Consider the following 15,011-nt stretch of genomic DNA (forward strand, 5'->3'; position numbering starts at 1 on the left):
AAGTGCATAGACGGGTATATAAAATTCAAGGAAACAAGAATTTCGAGGTGAATGCATAATGAATATGTCTGTAAAAGAGCATCAAATAGATCAAAAAACGAAAATTAGTGTAAGCGGAGAAATCGATGTGTACTCTGCTCCTCAGCTAAGAGAAACACTCATGCCTAAAGCCGAGGCGGGAGAGCATCTTGAGATCTGTTTGAAGGATGTTACGTATATGGATAGTACAGGATTAGGTGTATTTGTTGGGCTGTTTAAAGCAGCTCAAAAAGCAGGCGGAACACTAAAGCTTGAGAACTTGTCAGATCGGCTTGTAAGGTTGTTTGAAATTACTGGATTAAAGGACATCATTGACATTTCTGCAAAGTCAGAGGGTGGGGTACAATGAACGAAACAGTAGATCTAATCGAGATGAAAATACCGGCGAAACCAGAATATGTAGGCATCATTCGCCTGACTCTTTCAGGCGTAGCGAGCCGAATGGGCTATGTCTACGAAGAGATTGAAGACTTAAAAATTGCCGTCAGTGAGGCTTGTACAAATGCAGTTCAGCATGCCTATAAAGGAAAAGACGGTGAAGATGGAGAGGTAGCTGTTCGCTTTCTTGTCTACGAAGATCGTCTAGAAATCATTGTCGCTGACAAAGGCGGTAGCTTTGACTTTAAGCAAAAGCAAGAAGACCTCGGACCGTATACAACTGCTCATACGGTGGATCAATTGGCAGAAGGAGGTCTTGGTTTATACTTAATGCAAACATTGATGGATGAAGTCGAGGTGCAAGCAAACTCCGGAGTTACCGTTGCGATGACAAAGTTTTTAAACAGGGAGCGAGTTGACCATGACACAACCATCCAAAACTATGAAACTAACTAAAGATGAAGTGGATCGCCTTATCCAAAGCTATCAATCCAATCAAGATGAGCAGGCGCAGCTCACGCTGGTCGAATGCTATACAAATTTGGTCGATATGCTGGCAAAAAAATATTCAAAAGGAAAAAGCTTTCATGAGGATCTCAGACAAGTTGGAATGATTGGTTTACTTGGCGCCATTAAGCGATATGATCCGCTCGTCGGTAAATCATTTGAAGCCTTTGCGATTCCAACCATTATCGGGGAAATCAAACGCTTTTTACGGGATAAAACATGGAGTGTCCATGTACCAAGGCGAATCAAAGAACTTGGACCAAGAATCAAGATGGCCGTTGATCATCTAACAACAGAGACGCAAAAGTCACCGAAAGTCCAAGAAATTGCAGAATACCTAGATGTGACAGAGGAAGAAGTTCTGGAAACGATGGAGATGGGCAAAAGCTATCAAGCACTGTCTGTTGACCAAGGCGTAGAGGCTGATTCTGAAGGAAGTACAGTCACCATTTTAGACGTTGTCGGCTCACAAGAAGAGGGCTACGAACGTGTAAACCAAAAAATGATGCTTGAGAGTGTGCTTCATGTTCTGACGGATCGAGAAAAAGAGATTATCAACCTGACTTATTTGCAAAATAAGAGTCAGAAAGAAACAGGCGATTTATTAGGGATATCCCAAATGCATGTATCGAGACTGCAACGGAAGGCAGTTAAAAAGCTACGAGATGCATTATCAGAAGATGCGTCTATGGAGCTAGGGTAATGAAGCAGATTGAACAGCATGAGCATGTGAATACCATTATCTATCAATCGAATAAAGAAGGGAAATCATGCTGCGGGGACAGTTTTTTTATTAAAGCAGATGATGAAGAACTAATTTGTGCTGTGGCAGACGGATTAGGCAGCGGTCAGTTCGCCAATGAATCATCTTCTTTAGTCAGCGAAATTGTCGAAGAATATGGACATGAGGATATGACGACCCTCATTGACAGATGTAATCAGGCGATGAAAAATAAACGCGGAGCCACAGTTGGGATCTTAAAGGTGAATTTTTCCCAGCAGCAGTTTACCTATTGTTCGGTTGGTAATATTCGGTTCATCTTGAATGCCCCTTCTGGCGACTATATTTATCCACTTCCGACATCAGGATACTTATCAGGGAAACCTAGAAAATATAAAACATACACCTATTCCTACGAAAAAGGATCGACATTCATTATGTATTCAGACGGACTGAATGTGCCAAACATGAGAATGTGTTTAAAGCATAGTCATTCAGTTGAAGATATTGCCAAACAGCTTGAAACATATACACAAGACAAGAAGGACGATCTCACCTATGTACTTGGTCAGCTCACGTAAAATAGCTGACCTTTTTTCTGTTTTACCGATTTTTTTGATACACTAAAAGAGAAGACACAGTGAGAGGATGCAAAGTATGAAGACATCTGACTTTTTATTGAAACAAATTGCAACAGAATTAAAGCTTTCTACAAAACAAATTGAAAGTGTTATCAAGCTCTTAGAGGATGGCAACACCGTCCCGTTTATTGCCCGTTACCGGAAAGAGCAGACAGGCTCACTAGATGAGGTGCAAATTCAAACCATTTCAGAGCGCTATACATATATCCAAAATGTCATGAATCGAAAAGAAGAAGTCATCCGGTTAATCGCAGAACAAGACAAACTGACGGATGAATTAAAACAAAAAATTGAGCAGGCTCATAAACTGCAAGAGGTCGAAGATTTATACCGGCCATTCAAACAAAAACGTAAAACAAAGGCGAATGTAGCCAAAGCAAAAGGGCTTGAGCCGCTGGCAGAATATATACTCACGCTGCCAAGTGATGAGATCGAGAAGAAGGCCGTTTCTTTTATCAACGAAGAAAAGGAAGTAACAAGTGTAGAAGAGGCACTAGAAGGCGCGCAGCACATCATTGCTGAACAGCTGGCAGATGATCCTGATATGCGGAAATGGATTCGCAGCGAAACGTACCAAAAGGGTAGTCTAATCACATCAGGAAAAGACATCGAAAACGATGAGAAAAACGTCTATGAAATGTATTACGATTATCAAGAGCCCATCAAAAAGATAGTGCCTCACCGTATACTAGCGGTTAATCGCGGAGAGAAAGAAGGCATCTTAAAGGCAGCCATCGAACCACCTGCTGAAAACATTCGTTTCTATCTCGACAAACAAGTGATAAAAGGCAAACAGACGACGGCGAGACCGTTTATCGAAACGTCAATTGATGATGCGTATAAACGTCTTATCCAGCCTTCCATCGAACGAGAAATCCGAAAAGAGCTGACAGAAAAAGCAGAAGAACAAGCGATTCATATTTTCGCTGAAAACTTAAGAAAACTGCTGCTTCAGCCGCCGATGAAAGGGAAGCGTGTACTTGGAGTCGATCCTGCATTTCGTACAGGCTGTAAGTTAGCCGTCGTCGATGATACAGGAAAAGTCCACCATATCGGCGTCATTTACCCGCATCCGCCAGTGCAGAAAAAAGCGGAAGCGAAACAAAAAGTGAAAGAGATCATTCAATCATCAAATATTGAAGTCATTGCGATTGGAAACGGAACAGCCTCAAGAGAGACTGAACAATTCATTGCAGACCTCATTCAAGAGCTGGATCAGCCGGTCTCCTATTTGATTGTGAATGAAGCAGGAGCAAGTGTATACTCTGCGTCTGCACTGGCGCGAGAAGAGTTTCCAGACCTGCAAGTCGAAGAACGAAGCGCTATATCCATTGCTAGAAGATTACAAGATCCTTTAGCAGAGCTCGTGAAAATTGATCCGAAGTCTGTCGGGGTGGGCCAATACCAGCATGACGTGAGCCAAAAGCAATTAAACAGCTCGTTAACCTTCGTGGTGGAGACGGTCGTCAACCAAGTCGGTGTGAACGTCAATACGGCCTCACAGGCGCTGCTGCAATATGTGTCAGGTCTTTCAAAAGCTGTCGCAGGGAATATCATCAAGCGCCGCGAAGAGATTGGAAGATTCACAAGCAGAAAAGAGCTAAAGGACATTCCAAGACTTGGGGCTAAGACTTATGAGCAGTGTATTGGTTTCCTACGCATCGCAGATGGACAAGATCCACTCGATCGGACAGGCATTCACCCAGAGAGCTATAAAGAAACAAAACAGTTCTTACGCATGATCAAGATGACGCCAGATGATCTTGGCACAGAGCAGTTAAAGGAGAAAATCGCAGAGGTCAAGCTGGATGAAGCGGCAGAGCAGCTTGATATTGGTATCATTACACTACAAGATATCGTCGATCAGCTGACAAGACCTGAGCGAGATCCGCGCGATGAAGTACCAAAACCTCTTTTGAAAACAGATGTGTTGAAATTGGAGGACTTGAAGCAAGGAATGGAGCTGCAAGGAACGGTAAGGAACGTCGTAGACTTCGGTGCATTCGTTGATATTGGTGTCAAGCAGGACGGGCTTGTCCATATTTCCAAGCTCAGCAACCGTTTTGTGAAGCATCCGCTTGACGTTGTATCAGTTGGTGACATTGTGACTGTATGGGTGGACTCCGTTGACCAGGCAAAAGGCCGCGTTGCCCTCTCCATGCTGAAACCAGAATAAACAAAAAATGAGGCGCACCTCAGGATGGGGTGTGCCTTGATGCGACTGAATGTTTTTTTCTGTAGAAGTACCAGCATTGATTTAGCAACTTGATTTGGTAATGATTTTTTTCAAAAAAAGCCTTCTGCATCTGATTTTTCAGCCAGTTGGGCATCGCCCATTCCTCCTTTGATCGAAACAGTGGGTGTACCTTCAATGTATGCAAAGGGGAAATTGTCCTGTTCGAGGTTTTTATAGAAAGGAACGATCTTGATTGAAGGAGAGCGAGTTACAGCAGTTAACAGAACATATTTCTGAGCAGTTCTTTGGGAAGGCATTCCGCCATCAGGCTGTTTTTAATGACCGTCTCAAAACGACAGGCGGGCGGTATTTACTTGGAACACACAATATCGAACTGAACCGTCGATACCTAGAGGAACATGGACGAGAAGAATTAATCGGAATCATTAAGCATGAGCTGTGTCATTATCATCTGCATCTTGAGGGAAAAGGCTATCAGCATCGTGACCGTTCCTTTAAAGAGTTATTAAAACAAGTAGGAGCCCCGCGTTTTTGTACACCGCTAAAGACCTTACAAAATAAACGACGTGTACAGAAGCGGCAAGAATATGTTTGCACAGGATGCGGTCAGTATTTTATCAGGAAAAGACGAGTTGATACCTCTCGTTATGTGTGCGGCGTCTGCAAAGGAAAATTAAAATGGCAACGTACAATCGATTCAGAGTGATAAGCATTCCTTTATGGGATGCTTTTTTTGTGAGATGAAATGGACATATTGAGACAAATTGAGACGCAAGTCTCATTTTGTCTCTTTTTTGATCGAAGTGATTCGCTCAAAACTTAAGTTTTCAAGTGCCGTGATGTTGGCACGCTTTTTGCTTGTATAGAAGTGCAAGCAAAAAAGATAGGAGGTTTTATCATGGAAATGGCACTCACAAAAGAAAAAGCCGTTTGGATGTATCAAAAAATGCAGGAAATTCGCCAATTTGAAGATCAAGTACACACGCTTTTTACAAAAGGGATCTTGCCAGGATTTGTCCATCTTTATGCTGGTGAAGAAGCTGTTGCTGTAGGTGTTTGCGCTCATCTAGATGAACAAGACAGTATTACAAGTACACACCGCGGCCACGGTCATTGTATCGCGAAGGGCTGTGATCTAAAAGGAATGATGGCAGAAATTTATGGAAAAGCCACAGGTCTTTGTAAAGGAAAAGGTGGATCTATGCACATTGCAGATTTTGATAAAGGAATGCTCGGTGCCAACGGAATTGTTGGAGGCGGCTTTCCACTTGCGTGTGGGGCAGCCCTCACGGCTAAATATAAAAAGACAAATAATGTAAGCGTTTGCTTTTTTGGGGACGGTGCTAACAATCAAGGGACTTTTCACGAAGGAATCAATCTCGCCGCCATCTGGAAACTTCCAGTCATTTTCATCGCAGAAAACAATGGTTACGGGGAAGCGACGCCATTTTCTTATGCTTCGAGCTGTAAATCGATTGTGGATCGAGCTGCCAGTTATGGTATCCCGGGTATTCAAGTAGATGGAAAAGATGTGACAGCCGTTTATCAAGCAGCAGAACAAGCGATAGAACGAGCAAAAAATGGAGAAGGTCCGACACTGATTGAATGCATGACATATCGGAATTATGGTCATTTTGAAGGAGACGCTCAGCGCTACAAAACCAATCAAGAAAAAACCGAACATCAAGAAGAGAAAGATGCCATTACTCTTTTTAAAAATGAATTATTAAAGCAGCAGCTGCTAACGGATCAAGAAATATCAAGTATTGAAGCGTCTGTAGCAGAAGCGATAGATGAAGCCGTTACATTCAGTGAAGAAAGTGAATATCCAGATCATACGGAATTGCTGACTGATGTGTATGTTTCGTATCAATAAATCTGAAAGGAGAGAGGGAAATGACTAGAGAAATCAGCATGTCTAGTGCTTTGAATGAAGCGATTAAACTGGCAATGAGAAGAGACGATGATGTCATTTTAATGGGGGAAGATGTTGCAGGAGGCGCTCATGTAGTTCACTTACAGGATGATGAAGCATGGGGCGGTGTTCTTGGTGTAACGAAAGGAATTGTCCAGGAATTCGGACGTGAGCGTGTCCTTGATACACCAATTAGTGAAGCTGGCTATGTAGGCGCAGCCATGGCAGCTGCTTCAACAGGGCTAAGACCAATTGCGGAACTTATGTTTAATGATTTTATCGGTACTTGTCTCGACCAAGTGCTGAATCAGGGGGCAAAATTTCGATACATGTTTGGCGGAAAAGCAGAGGTGCCAATCACGATTAGAACGACACATGGGGCGGGTTTTAGAGCAGCAGCTCAGCACTCGCAAAGTTTGTATGCGCTATTTACAAGCATCCCAGGATTGAAAGTAGTTGTACCTTCTTCACCTTATGATGCCAAAGGGCTGCTGCTGGCAGCGATCGAGGATCAGGACCCTGTCATCTTTTTTGAAGACAAGACGCTTTACAATATTACAGGAGATGTGCCGGAAAGGTATTACACACTGCCGCTTGGGAAAGCAGATGTGAAGAGAGAGGGATCTGATGTAACCATCTTTGCAGTAGGCAAACAAGTGCATACAGCACTCGAAGCGGCAGAGCAATTAGCTGCCCAAGGTATTGAAGCGGAAGTGATTGATCCAAGAAGCTTGTCGCCGCTTGATGAAGAGGCCATTCTGACTTCAGTAGAAAAAACAAATCGACTTGTCATTGTCGATGAAGCAAATCCAAGGTGCGGAATTGCCGCAGATATCTCTTCTTTGGTTGCGGATAAAGGATTTGATTTACTTGACGCGCCAATCAAAAAAGTGACGGCTCCTCATACGCCGGTACCATTTTCACCACCTCTTGAAGATATATATCTGCCAACACCTGATAAAGTTGTGAACACTGTATTAGAGATGATTGGCAAGAGTCATGACAAGATCTTGAACTAGAGAAAGGAGAGAGGGAGATGGCTGTCGAAGTTGTGATGCCTAAATTGGGCATGTCGATGAAAGAAGGTACGGTATCTGTCTGGAATAAAGAGGTCGGTGAGACCGTAAATAAAGGAGAAAGCATTGCAAGCATCAACTCAGAAAAAATTGAAACGGAGATTGAATCACCTGCTGAAGGAACCATATTAGATATAAAAGTGGCCGAGGGAGAAGGTGTACCGCCTGGCACGGTCATCTGCTATATCGGTGAAGGAAATGAACAGGTCGAGGAAAAGAAAGAAAAAGGCCTGCCGCCAAAACAAAAGAAAGAGAGAATTAAAATCTCCCCTGTTGCACGTAAAATGGCGAATAGCGCAAACCTAGATATTGATACGCTGGTGGGGACAGGGCCAGGTGGAAGAATTACGAAAGAGGATGTGCTAAATGCCCTTCCTGAACGGAAAGAGAAAAAACAAAACGAGACAGAGCATCAGCCAATGAACATGATGCGGAAAACAATTGCCTCAAGAATGATGGAAAGCCTGCAAACAAGTGCACAATTAACCATTACGATGAAAGCGGACGTGACAAAACTGACAAACTTACAACAACAGCTGAATGAAACAGCCATCGCACGTTACGAGACAAAGTTGACCATCACCGATTTTGTCGCCAAAGCAGCGATCCTTTCGTTGTTAGAACATCCTGCAATGAATAGTCAATATCATAACGGAGTTGTGGAAACCTTTGAGAATGTTCATCTTGGGATTGCTGCTGCGTTAGATAACGGATTGGCTGTACCGGTCATTCAGCATGCGGAGCGGTTAACGCTGATAAAGCTGGCGAAGAGCATTAAATTGTATGGCAAAAAAGCACGTGAAGGAAAGCTTCTTCATGACGAAATCAGAGGTTCTACCTTTACCATCACCAATCTTGGAGCGTATGGCGTAGAGCATTTCACGCCAATTCTGAATCCGCCGGAAGCGGGGATCCTTGGCGTCGGCACAATGTATGACACCCCTGTTTATCGAGAGGATGAATTGTGTAGAGGAACCATCTTGCCACTCAGTCTTACGTTTGACCACCGCGTGCTGGACGGGGCACCTGCGTCTGCATTTTTATCAACAGTCAAAGCACACTTAGAAGAACCAATATCCATTCTTTTATAGGAAGAAGGTGAATGTACCATGACACTGGTCATTATAGGAGGCGGACCAGCAGGTTATGTGGCGGCCATAACAGCCGCCCGTTTTGGCAGGGAGGTTGTGTTAATTGATCAAGATCAGCTGGGAGGTACCTGCCTCAATGAAGGCTGTATCCCGACCAAAGCACTTTTGCAAAGCGCCGATATGTATGAGCATGTGAAATCGGCTGTACATTTTGGCATTGAGCTTCCAGAACATGAGCCTATCATTCAATGGAATACTGTTCAAAAGCGGAAACAGTCTGTCGTCAAGCAGCTCACTGATGGTGTTCGTTACTTGATGAATAAAAACAAAATCACCGTGCTAAATGGGAAGGCTTCATTTCTATCAGCACATGAGCTATTCATAGAAAATGAAGGAAAGTCTGAAATCATTCAAGCAAAACAAATCATTATTGCAACAGGGGCTGCGCCTGCTGCTTTACCGTTTGCACCTTTTGATGGCGAATGGATCATTCACAGTAAGGATGCCATGTCACTTTCTTCGATCCCAGACTCACTTTGTATCATTGGGGGCGGGGTGATCGGCTGTGAGTTTGCGAGCATCTTTAGCAGAATGGGATCAAAGGTTGTCATGATTGAACGGGCTCTGCACATTTTACCCGAAGAAGATCGGGAAATTGCACAATGTCTTCACGAACAGCTCGAAGAAACGGGTGTAGACATTTTAACGGCCGCCGCAGTTAAACAGCTTGATTCCACTTCAAGAAAAGTAGTGGTAGAGAATAATCAAGGAGAGCGGTGTGACATCCAGTCGGACCTATGCTTAGTGGCGATTGGCAGAACTCCGCAACTTGAAGGGTTGAATCTTGATCAGATTGGAATTGAATTTGATAGAAACGGAATCTACGTCAATGAACATATGCAAACCAATCTCCCGCATATTTATGCGTGCGGTGATGTGACAGGTGGTGTACAGCTTGCTCATACTGCCTTTCATGAAGGAACAGTTGCGGCATCCCATGCAGCAGGTGAACATATAAAGGTCAATGAACAAGTGATTCCAAGGTGCATCTACACCTCACCAGAAATCGCCAGTGTTGGTTTAAATGAAGAGAGTGCTAGAAAACAATATGAGGAGATTCGTATCGGGACATGTGCTTTTTCTGCAAATGGAAAGGCATTGATCTTAAATCAACCAGCCGGTCAAGTAAAGGTCATTGTAGAACCGCAATATCAAGAAATAGTAGGTGTTTCAATCATCGGACCGCATGCAACAGAACTGATTGGACAAGCGGCGGTGATGATGCATACCGAGCTGACCGCTGATACATTAGAGCAGTTTATTGCGGCACATCCGACACTGTCAGAGGCAATACACGAAGCCTTGCTGCAAACCATTGGCCGAGCGGTGCACTGTTGAACAAGACTCCTTTTCTATCCGATTGACTTCTTGGGTTAGCCAATGATAATTGAAAGCGCTTTTATATTTATCTATAATGAATAAAAAGCCCCCAGAGGAGAGGATGGAATGAATCCGACGCCTTGTTATTTAAATACGTGGAAACGTTTTGTTCGTGAAGGTTTGCTTGATCAGTCTCGTCTGAATAAGAGAGTGGCAGAATCATGGCACAGGTGTAAACAGGCAAATGTGAATCCGTATTTAGATAAAGGACGGTCGTTGTTAGAAAAGGAATTATTCAGTGCCCAAAAAAAGAAATATTCATTATTTCTAAATGCGGCTCTTCCTTACTTAAATAAAATCAGTCAGCAATTAAAAGAATCTGACATGTTGGCCTTACTCATCGATGCAGACGGTTATGTGCTAAGTCTGGCAGGAAGCGAAAGAACGATGGTGGAAGCAAGAAGAATTAATTTTATGGAGGGGTCGCGTTGGACCGAAACGGATGTAGGGACAAATGCGATCGGAACGGCACTCGTCATCGGAGAAGCGGTGACGATCAACGGAACTGAGCATTTTTCTATCGCCTCTCATCATTGGAGTTGTTCAGCTGCTCCAATTCGCGATGCAGACGGTACAATCATAGGGGTGATTGACATCTCCTGTATGACGGATAACAAGCACCCTTTTATGCTTGGAATGGCTTCAACGGTTGCTTATGCCATCGAGAGAGATATTCAAGCCCAGCAAAAAAGGAGAGAGATGGAGCTGATCACTCATTGTCTCCAGCAGGTGGAAGTAGACAAACCGTATGTGGTCTGTAATGAAAAAAAGCAAATTGTTTCTGCCAGCAGGTCGATTAGAGACCAATTTTCAGACTGGTATGGAATGGATGTCGAGCGGCTTAAGGATCATTCATTTGTTATCTGGGGAAAGCAGGTCATTCATTCAGAGCAAGACGGGAAGGTGCTAGGTATATCCTTTTCCTTTGAAGAAGCAGCGAAAAATGACATCACCGTTTCATTTGCTCAATTTCCCGGGGAATCAGGAACAAGTAAGTTATTTCAACAAACACTTAGTCAGATGAAGAAAGCGGCACAAACAGATGCTCATGTATATATTTGGGGAGAAACAGGGGCAGGGAAGGAGCTTGCCGCTAGAGCCATTCACTCCGCCAGTGAAAGGCATAAAGGGCCGTTTATTGCTGTTAATTGCGGGGCCATTCCTGAAAGTCTGTTAGAAAGTGAGCTGTTTGGCTATGCTGAAGGGGCTTTTACAGGGGCGAAACGTCACGGAGCTAAAGGGAAATTTGAACAAGCCAATAAAGGAACGCTCTTTCTAGATGAAATTGGCGAAATCCCATATGCGATGCAAGTAGCGCTTCTTCGGGTGATAGAAGAAAGGGCAGTCGTACCGCTCGGCGGGACACACGAAATCCCTTTGGATATTCGGATCATCACAGCGACTCACCGCAATATGAACGAACTGCTGAAGGAAGGAAAAATACGAGAAGACTTGTATTACCGTCTTCATGTCTATCCGATCAACATCCCGCCGCTTAGAGAAAGAAAAGAAGACATTCATGATTTATATCGTTATTACCAAAAAAAGCACCACTGGAATGCAGCATTTCCTGAATCATTTTTTCAGAAATTGCAGGAGTATCACTGGCCAGGTAACATACGAGAGCTTTTTAACCTGTTTGAACATTTAAGGGTTCTCTTTCCGAATGGTGGATGGATTGGTGAATCGCAATATGCTTCAGTATTAGAGTCGATTGATCATAATAAGCAGAAGCTTCATCTAGCGGAGTATACGAAGACTCCAAAAGAACTCACATTCAGGGAACGGATTCAAAAGCAAACAGTGGTAGACGCACTGCATAAAACGAAAGGTCATGTGTCAGAAGCAGCGAGGCTATCAGGAGTGCCAAGAAGTACTTTTTATAAGTGGATGCGAAAGTTTCATCTGTCTTAATCTCATGGAAGGCCGCATCAAGGCCCTTGGTCTACGTGAAGAGGCCCGGGGCTTTCTGCCATGTTAAACAAATGGCATGGAAAAAGGCTTGACTGTTATATTAGTATATGTTAAATTATAAAAGCCGTCGCAAATGAAGCAGGAATGAAAAGCTTAAAAATTCTTGACACATTTTTCTGGCATATATATAATGAAACATGTCTTATTATTCCGCAGTAGCTCAGTGGTAGAGCTATCGGCTGTTAACCGATCGGTCGTAGGTTCGAGTCCTACCTGCGGAGCCATAATGGAGAAGTACTCAAGTGGCTGAAGAGGCGCCCCTGCTAAGGGTGTAGGTCGCGTAAGCGGCGCGAGGGTTCAAATCCCTCCTTCTCCGCCATTATTTTATGGCCCGTTGGTCAAGCGGTTAAGACACCGCCCTTTCACGGCGGTAACACGGGTTCGAATCCCGTACGGGTCATGTTTTGTTATTTTTGATTCGTTGGGCTATAGCCAAGCGGTAAGGCAACGGACTTTGACTCCGTCATGCGTTGGTTCGAATCCAGCTAGCCCAGCCATTTTTTATATGTTTTTCTGCATAGCAGATGAGCCATTAGCTCAGTCGGTAGAGCATCTGACTTTTAATCAGAGGGTCGAAGGTTCGAGTCCTTCATGGCTCACCATTGTCACGCGGGTGTGGCGGAATTGGCAGACGCGCTAGACTTAGGATCTAGTGTCTTTATGACGTGGGGGTTCAAGTCCCTTCACCCGCATTGTTTTTTCAAACAGTGCACTTATGAATATATGAGCACATCATACACGCGGTCGTGGCGGAATGGCAGACGCGCTAGGTTGAGGGCCTAGTGGGTGAATAACCCGTGGAGGTTCAAGTCCTCTCGGCCGCATCTAAGAAACCAAAGGTTGTAGACCTTTGGTTTTTTGTGTGTTCGAAGTAATTGAACCTTATTTATGACAGTTTACGATGATGCTAAATTCAGTGGAACAAAGAATATTGCTAAAATTGTGATAAAATATTGAAGGGTAGGAAAGGGGAAAAATACATGTCAATTTATCATAAAGTCATTGGAGAAGGATTTCCGATCGTTATATTGCATGGTTGGACACTTGACCATCAAGTGATGTTACATGCATTGGAACCGGTATTTGAAAAACAAAGCGGTTGGAAAAGAATATACATAGACTTACCGGGGATGGGACGTTCCGAGGCGAATCCATCTATTCAGAACTCTGATGATATGTTAGAAGCGGTATTGCGTCTTTTGGACGAGATTATTCCTGATGAACAGTTTATTGTTTGTGGTTATTCATATGGAGGGTACATAGCTAGAGGGATCGTTCATTCACGCCGGGAAACCGTTCGTGGATTACTGCTTGTAGCCCCAATGACTATACCTGTATTCGATAAAAGAGTCGTGCCAGAGAAGATCGTTCTAAAAAGTGACAACAGCTTCATATCACAGCTCTCTTCAGAGGAGACGGATGAGTTTTGCTCCATGGCAATTGTGCAAGGAAAAACGGAATGGGAAAGATTTCGAGATGAAATTTACCTTCCTTCTAAACAAACAAATCATGAATTCATCAATAACATTCTTCAAAATGGGTATGGCTATACCTTCGACATTTCATCTGAATTTCAGTATCCCACGCTCATTATCACAGGGCGTCAAGACAATGTAGTCGGATATCACGATGCGTGGCGGCTGATTGAAGACTATCCAAGGGCAACTTTTACAGTGCTTGATATGGGTGGCCACAACCTGCAAATCGAACAACCCGATGTATTTAACTCATTAGTTTATAACTGGTTAAAGAGACTTGAGTCGGAAAATATGTAGTTGTACACCTTTGTATAAATAGAAGTTTTCTTGATTCGGGTTCGTGCTGTATTAATGATTTTTATAGTTTCTAAAAAAAGTTCACTCATCTTATGCGAGTGGGCTTTTTGTATGAGTTATCATATAATAAATGTCATTCTAATCGATCGAAAGGCTTCAAACTATTGAAAATTCCAACTAAACAATGAAATGATAAGGTGGGGTTGAGCTTATGCTTGGATTGCCAAGAGGAGAAGTTTTTTTAGTTCCTTGGTCTGCTGAATGGGGTAAAGAATTTGAAAGGGAAAAGAAACGAATAGTAGGGGTCATTGGTCAGTACACGGTAAATGTGCATCATATTGGAAGTACAGCAGTAAATGGTTTGAGTGCAAAACCCATTATTGATATTGCGATTAAAATAGATTATTTTTTTGACGGGACACAGTGCGTAACAGCTTTGCAAGGGCTGGGTTATTCATATAGAGGGACCAATGTTTTACCTGAGAGACACTATTTTAACAAAGGAGAACCTCGCACTCACCAAATCCATATGTATCAAACAGGCAATAGATATTTACTTGAACAGTTAAATTTCAGGGATTATTTAAAAAGTAACGAATTAGTAAGAAATGAGTACGAACAGCTCAAACTGAACTTATCTAGTTTGAATAAAAATGACAAACACAAATATGCCGAGGGAAAAACTAACTTTGTTCAGTCGATTTTAGAGAGAATTTAGATAAAAATTTCTTTTCATGCTGAAAAAACTGGTTTTATGGAAAAATGATTTAGCATAGCTAAATGAACATTTCATCAATAAAATCCTGTCTTTGTAGTGTTACCATAGTGTATTTGGTGCTCTTTTAAATCCTAAATTGCAATTATTTCCGCTTCATGTTACAATAAGAATAATTATTTTTGTTCGGCGTAAAGGATAGCATGAAGAAAGACTTTTCGTCTTGAGGATACTTTGGGCAAGGATAGTATAATACATTGTGTGATAACGCACTAGGAGGCAACAAACATGGAACAAGGTACAGTAAAATGGTTTAACGCAGAAAAAGGTTTTGGATTTATCGAACGTGAAGAAGGCGACGATGTATTCGTACATTTCTCAGCTATCCAAGGCGACGGATTCAAATCTTTAGACGAAGGTCAAAAAGTATCATTTGACGTAGAGCAAGGTTCTCGTGGAGCTCAAGCTGCTAACGTTCAAAAAATTGCTTAATCTTCATTCTATCAAAACAGGTTCTCTGTAGAGAGCCTGTTTTTTTGTGC

The 15,011-nt window shown here is 42.9% G+C and carries 15 protein-coding genes and 7 tRNA genes; 21 read left to right on the forward strand and 1 reads right to left on the reverse strand.

What is annotated here, in order from left to right; all coding sequences use genetic code 11:
- Positions 1 to 58 precede the first annotated feature (58 nt).
- The 5 genes from MHI35_RS02455 to MHI35_RS02475 all read left to right on the forward strand — a co-directional run bounded on the left by MHI35_RS02455 (position 59) and on the right by MHI35_RS02475 (position 4,462).
- Complete coding sequence (locus MHI35_RS02455; protein WP_012008998.1) at positions 59 to 388, forward strand: anti-sigma factor antagonist; 330 nt, start codon at positions 59 to 61, stop codon at positions 386 to 388.
- Entirely contained in the window at positions 385 to 873 is a 489-nt protein-coding gene (gene rsbW, locus MHI35_RS02460; RefSeq protein ID WP_012008999.1) for an anti-sigma B factor RsbW, read from the forward strand. Before MHI35_RS02455 ends, rsbW begins: the two co-directional genes overlap by 4 nt.
- Positions 839 to 1,627: an RNA polymerase sigma factor SigB gene (gene sigB, locus MHI35_RS02465; RefSeq protein WP_012009000.1), complete on the forward strand. Its 789-nt coding sequence runs from the start codon at positions 839 to 841 to the stop codon at positions 1,625 to 1,627. Before rsbW ends, sigB begins: the two co-directional genes overlap by 35 nt.
- Positions 1,627 to 2,226 carry a PP2C family serine/threonine-protein phosphatase gene (locus MHI35_RS02470; protein ID WP_211063296.1) on the forward strand — a complete coding sequence of 200 codons (600 nt, stop codon included), beginning with the start codon at positions 1,627 to 1,629 and terminating at the stop codon, positions 2,224 to 2,226. The genes sigB and MHI35_RS02470 overlap by 1 nt, the downstream gene beginning before the upstream one ends.
- A gap of 76 nt (positions 2,227 to 2,302) precedes the next feature.
- Entirely contained in the window at positions 2,303 to 4,462 is a 2,160-nt protein-coding gene (locus tag MHI35_RS02475) for a Tex family protein (RefSeq protein ID WP_335349747.1), read from the forward strand.
- Between the two features lie 19 nt (positions 4,463 to 4,481).
- On the opposite strand, the gene cmpA is transcribed toward MHI35_RS02475, so the two are convergent.
- Positions 4,482 to 4,616, reverse strand: a complete 135-nt coding sequence (gene cmpA / locus MHI35_RS02480; protein ID WP_012009003.1) for a cortex morphogenetic protein CmpA — start codon at positions 4,614 to 4,616, stop codon at positions 4,482 to 4,484.
- A 99-nt stretch (positions 4,617 to 4,715) separates the two neighbouring features.
- Here cmpA and MHI35_RS02485 point away from each other — a divergent pair, with 99 nt between their 5' ends.
- From MHI35_RS02485 to cspC, 16 genes are all read left to right on the forward strand, one after another.
- Complete coding sequence (locus MHI35_RS02485; RefSeq protein WP_335349746.1) at positions 4,716 to 5,189, forward strand: SprT family protein; 474 nt, start codon at positions 4,716 to 4,718, stop codon at positions 5,187 to 5,189.
- 192 nt (positions 5,190 to 5,381) lie between these two features.
- Positions 5,382 to 6,359, forward strand: a complete 978-nt coding sequence (locus MHI35_RS02490) for a thiamine pyrophosphate-dependent dehydrogenase E1 component subunit alpha (RefSeq protein WP_335349745.1) — start codon at positions 5,382 to 5,384, stop codon at positions 6,357 to 6,359.
- A gap of 20 nt (positions 6,360 to 6,379) precedes the next feature.
- Complete coding sequence (locus tag MHI35_RS02495; protein ID WP_335349744.1) at positions 6,380 to 7,417, forward strand: alpha-ketoacid dehydrogenase subunit beta; 1,038 nt, start codon at positions 6,380 to 6,382, stop codon at positions 7,415 to 7,417.
- Positions 7,418 to 7,434: 17 nt separating this feature from the next.
- Positions 7,435 to 8,565 (forward strand): dihydrolipoamide acetyltransferase family protein, encoded by a 1,131-nt coding sequence (locus MHI35_RS02500; protein ID WP_335349743.1) that lies wholly within the window; start codon positions 7,435 to 7,437, stop codon positions 8,563 to 8,565.
- Between the two features lie 18 nt (positions 8,566 to 8,583).
- Entirely contained in the window at positions 8,584 to 9,963 is a 1,380-nt protein-coding gene (gene lpdA, locus MHI35_RS02505) for a dihydrolipoyl dehydrogenase (protein WP_335349742.1), read from the forward strand.
- Between the two features lie 108 nt (positions 9,964 to 10,071).
- Positions 10,072 to 11,919, forward strand: a complete 1,848-nt coding sequence (locus tag MHI35_RS02510) for a sigma-54-dependent Fis family transcriptional regulator (RefSeq protein WP_335349741.1) — start codon at positions 10,072 to 10,074, stop codon at positions 11,917 to 11,919.
- A gap of 209 nt (positions 11,920 to 12,128) precedes the next feature.
- Positions 12,129 to 12,203 (forward strand) — tRNA-Asn (locus MHI35_RS02515).
- Between the two features lie 4 nt (positions 12,204 to 12,207).
- A tRNA-Ser gene (locus MHI35_RS02520) sits at positions 12,208 to 12,298 on the forward strand.
- Positions 12,299 to 12,307: 9 nt separating this feature from the next.
- Positions 12,308 to 12,379: transfer RNA gene (locus tag MHI35_RS02525), tRNA-Glu, on the forward strand.
- Between the two features lie 22 nt (positions 12,380 to 12,401).
- Positions 12,402 to 12,476: transfer RNA gene (locus MHI35_RS02530), tRNA-Gln, on the forward strand.
- 29 nt (positions 12,477 to 12,505) lie between these two features.
- Positions 12,506 to 12,581: transfer RNA gene (locus MHI35_RS02535), tRNA-Lys, on the forward strand.
- A gap of 7 nt (positions 12,582 to 12,588) precedes the next feature.
- A tRNA-Leu gene (locus MHI35_RS02540) sits at positions 12,589 to 12,671 on the forward strand.
- 48 nt (positions 12,672 to 12,719) lie between these two features.
- Positions 12,720 to 12,803, forward strand: a tRNA-Leu gene (locus MHI35_RS02545).
- Positions 12,804 to 12,959: 156 nt separating this feature from the next.
- On the forward strand, positions 12,960 to 13,754 hold the full coding sequence (locus MHI35_RS02550) for an alpha/beta fold hydrolase (RefSeq protein ID WP_335349740.1): 795 nt from the start codon (positions 12,960 to 12,962) through the stop codon (positions 13,752 to 13,754).
- Between the two features lie 211 nt (positions 13,755 to 13,965).
- Positions 13,966 to 14,472, forward strand: coding sequence for a GrpB family protein (locus MHI35_RS02555; RefSeq protein ID WP_335349739.1), 507 nt, complete (start codon positions 13,966 to 13,968; stop codon positions 14,470 to 14,472).
- Positions 14,473 to 14,757: 285 nt separating this feature from the next.
- Entirely contained in the window at positions 14,758 to 14,961 is a 204-nt protein-coding gene (cspC, locus tag MHI35_RS02560; RefSeq protein WP_008346765.1) for a cold shock protein CspC, read from the forward strand.
- Positions 14,962 to 15,011: the final 50 nt, after the last annotated feature.

It is taken from the genome of Bacillus sp. FSL K6-3459 (genome assembly GCF_038003305.1).
GTDB classification, from domain to species: Bacteria; Bacillota; Bacilli; order Bacillales; family Bacillaceae; genus Bacillus; species Bacillus pumilus_O.